We start from the raw sequence: 3,684 nt of genomic DNA, 5'->3' as shown, positions 1-3,684 counted from the left end.
CCGCCGGGCCCGGCTCGCGAGCTGCCGCGCCGCGGCCGGGGAGCGGTCGACCATCGGCGCGATCTCCTCGAAGGGCACGGCGAACATGTCGTGCAGCACGAACGCGAGGCGCTCGGCGGGTTTCAGGGTCTCCAGGACCACCAGGAGGGCCAACCCCACAGAGTCGGCCAGCACCGCCTCCCGCTCGGGGTCCCCGCCCTCCTCGCGGCTGACGACGGGGTCGGGCACGCGTACGTCGAGGGGCTCCTCGCGTCGCCGCTCCCGCGAGCGCAGCGTGTTCAGGCACACCCTCGCCACCACCGTGGTCAACCACGCGGCGAGGTTGTCGATCTCCTCGGCGTCGTTACGGCGAAGGCGCAGCCAGGCCTCCTGCACCGCGTCGTCGGCCTCGGCCCCGGACCCGAGCATCCGGTAGGCCACCGCGCGCAGGCGCGGGCGGTGCTCCTCGAAACCCTCGGCGAGCCATGCGTTCTCGTTCACCCGTCACGTTCCTCTCCGATGCGGCGTCACCGGGTCGACCCCGCGCGACCGGCCGATGTGACGGGGACCGGAACCGGGCGGTGGCACGTTCCGGCCGCCCCGGTCACTCCGGCCGCCTCCCCGACCGCTCAGTCCAGGACCCGCTCCAGGTAGGCGTTGCCGAACCTGCGCCCCGGGTCCACGCGGTCCCGCACCGCCAGGGCCTCGCCCAGCCTCGGGTAGACCTCCTCCAGGTACGCGCGGTCGCGCGTGTGCATCTTGCCCCAGTGCGGACGCCCGCCCACGGAGGTGAACACCGCCTCCAGATCGGCGAAGTAGTCCTCGTGGGGGGTCCCCTTGTACATGTGCACCGCCACGTACGCGGTGTCGCGCCCGTAGGCGGTGGACAGCCACACGTCGTCGGCCGGGGCGAAGCGCACCTCCACCGGGAAACTCACCCGGTGCCCGCGCCGGTCCACGACGGAGCGCGCCTCACGCAGCACGTCCACCAGGTGCTCGGCGGGCACCGCGTACTCCATCTCCACGAACCGCACGTCGCGCACCGAGGCGAACACCCGGTGCGAGGCGTCGGTGTAGCTGCGCGCCGACAGGGCCCGCGAACTGATCCGGTTCACCGCGGGCACCGCGCCCGGGAACCGGCGGCACACCCGGTTGACCCCCTCGAAGAGCGTGTTGGACAGGAAGTCGTCGTCCAGCCACTTCCGGAAGGGGGACAGGGGCCGCGCGGGCCCCCGAGTGATGTTGTTGCGCTTGGTGTTGGTGTTGCCGGTGTGCGGAAACCAGAAGAACTCGAAGTGGTCGTTGTCCGCGCGCAGCTCTGGCAGGCGCTCCAGCACCTCCTCGAACGGCATCGGCTCCTCGCGCGCGTGCAGCAGGAAGGACGGGCGCACCGCCATGGTCAGGGCGGTGACCACGCCGAACGCACCCAGGCCCACACGCGCCGCGTGGAACAGGTCCGGATCGCGCTCCGCCGAGCACTCGACCACAGACCCGTCCGCGAGCACCATCTCCAGGCCGACCACCTGGCTGGCCAGCCCGCCCGCGTCCCTGCCGGTGCCGTGGGTGCCGGTCTGCACCGCGCCCGCCATGGTCTGCACGGCGATGTCGCCCATGTTGGCCAGCGCCACCCCGTGTTCGGCCAGCACGTCGTTGAAGTCGCACAGGGGCAGGCCCGCCTCGACCGTGGCGGTGCCCGCCTCCGGGTCGACCGAACGCACCCGGGTCAGGGAGGTGGGGGAGAGGAGGAGACCGTCGGTGACGGCCACGTCGGTGAAGGAGTGCCCCGTACCGACCATGCGGACCCGCAGGTCGTCGTCGGCGGCCGAGGAGACCGCCGCGGCGACCTCCGCCGCGCCTCCCGGGGTCGCCGTACGTCTGGGGCGGGCCTGGTGGGTGTCCGCCCACGTGTGCCACAACACATCTGTCATGCGGTGAGGTTACCGACGGGTCACCCGTGCGACCAGGGGACCCCGGGTACCGGCCACGGCGCCTCGGCGGAGGCCGCGGGAGAGGCCAAGACCACAGGACACGGACACGGGGGGTCGCGCGAGCGGGCGCGCGGGAACTGGTTTCATGGGACACGTGAGCTACTACGACGCGTTTTTGCTGATCTCCTTCGGTGGCCCGGAAGGCGAGGACGAGGTCATCCCGTTCCTGGAGAACGTCACCCGAGGGCGCAACATCCCCCGCGAGCGGCTCGCCGAGGTCGGCGAGCACTACTTCCTCTTCGGCGGGGTCAGCCCGATCAACCAGCAGTGCCGCGACCTGCTCGCCGCGGTCACCGCCGACTTCGCCGCCAACGGGATCGACCTGCCCGTCTACTGGGGCAACCGGTTCTGGGCCCCGATGCTCACCGACACCCTGGCCCGGATGAAGGAGGACGGCGTGCGCCGCGTCCTGGCGCTGCCCACCTCCGCCTACTGCAACTGGTCCAGCCGCACCGCCTACGAGGAGGACGTCGCCCGCGCCCGCGCGGCGCTGGGCGAGGACGCCCCCGAGGTCGACCTCATCCGGCCCTTCTACGACCACCCCGGCTTCGTCGAACCGCTGGTCGAGCACACCCGCGCCGCCCTGGAGGCCCTGCCCGAGCAGCAGCGCGAGGGCGCGCACCTGCTCTTCTCCGCGCACTCCATCCCCACGTCGATGGCCGAGGCCAGCGGGGGCCCCGGCCACTCCTTCGGCCCCGAGGGCGCCTACGGCGCCCAGCTGGCCGAGGTGGCGCGTCTGGTGGTGGAACGGCTCGACCGCGACCTCCCCCACGAGGTCGTCTACCAGAGCCGCAGCGGCCCGCCCAGCCAGCCCTGGCTGGAGCCCGACGTCAACGACCGCATGGAGGAGTTGGCCGCCGAGGGCGTGCCCGCCGTGGTCGTGATCCCGCACGGCTTCGTCTCCGACCACATGGAGGTCAGATTCGACCTCGACGTGGAGGCCCGCGAGACCGCCAAGAAGCTCGGCATCGGCTACGAGCGCGCGCTCAGCCCCGGCACGCACCCGGCGTTCGTGTCCATGGTGACCGACCTGGTCCGCGAGTACGCGGAGGGGACCGAGCCCAGGCGCCTGAGCTCGCTCGCGCGCTGCACCGACTGCTCCTGCTCGGCCTGAGGCGCTGATCCCCGCGGCCGGCGCGCCCGGCCGCGGGGTCGTCCGGCGCGGGGTCGTCCACAGTTTCCGGAGGGGGCTTTCGCCGCGGTCCCGGTCGGGACCATCCTGGGACCAGGAGGGGAACCCGCCGTTCCGCCCGGCCCCTACGGGGGTGAGGCTCGACACAGTGCTCACCACGTGTGGCAAGGTGGGTAAACACTGCTGACACCGCTCGGGAACGGGCGGGGAAACCAGCGGCCCCCACGGCCCCCCTCGACGAGGTCGGCCCCGATCACAAGTCGACGTTTCAGGAGTATGTGTCTTGGTTCGTTCCTGGTATGAACTGCCGGAGTACGTCCGACTGCGCCGTGTCAACGGACTGCGCCTCTCCCCGGACGGAACCCGTCTGGTCGCGCCGGTCAGCGGCATCGCCCCCGACGCCAAGTCCTTCCGCAGCGCCCTGTGGGAGATCGACGTCACCCCCGAGTCCGAGGGCGGTCGCGCCCCCAGACGCCTCACCCGCTCCGCCAAGGGCGAGGGCGGCGTCGGCTTCCTCCCCGACGGCTCGGTCCTGTTCACCACGGGCCGCCCCGACCCCGAGGCCACGGCCGACGCCAAGGCCGT

At 72.4% G+C, this 3,684-nt stretch carries 3 protein-coding genes and 1 pseudogene; 2 read left to right on the top strand and 2 right to left on the bottom strand.

Annotated elements, in window-relative coordinates; genetic code table 11:
• Both D455_RS0120860 and D455_RS0120855 read right to left on the bottom strand, forming a co-directional pair.
• Positions 1 to 480, bottom strand: a 480-nt coding sequence (locus tag D455_RS0120860) for a sigma-70 family RNA polymerase sigma factor (protein ID WP_017572632.1), incomplete at its 3' end; no start/stop codon positions are given.
• 128 nt (positions 481 to 608) lie between these two features.
• Positions 609 to 1,907, bottom strand: a complete 1,299-nt coding sequence (locus tag D455_RS0120855) for a D-arabinono-1,4-lactone oxidase (RefSeq protein WP_040685020.1) — start codon at positions 1,905 to 1,907, stop codon at positions 609 to 611.
• Positions 1,908 to 2,061: 154 nt separating this feature from the next.
• Here D455_RS0120855 and D455_RS0120850 point away from each other — a divergent pair, with 154 nt between their 5' ends.
• Both D455_RS0120850 and D455_RS31180 read left to right on the top strand, forming a co-directional pair.
• Positions 2,062 to 3,081, top strand: a complete 1,020-nt coding sequence (locus D455_RS0120850; protein WP_275040902.1) for a ferrochelatase — start codon at positions 2,062 to 2,064, stop codon at positions 3,079 to 3,081.
• A gap of 301 nt (positions 3,082 to 3,382) precedes the next feature.
• Positions 3,383 to 3,684, top strand: a pseudogene (locus D455_RS31180) (S9 family peptidase); the annotation flags it as partial.

Source organism: Nocardiopsis halotolerans DSM 44410 (assembly GCF_000341065.1).
Taxonomy (GTDB): Bacteria; Actinomycetota; Actinomycetes; order Streptosporangiales; family Streptosporangiaceae; genus Nocardiopsis; species Nocardiopsis halotolerans.
This window is presented reverse-complemented; position numbering and strand designations above follow the sequence as displayed.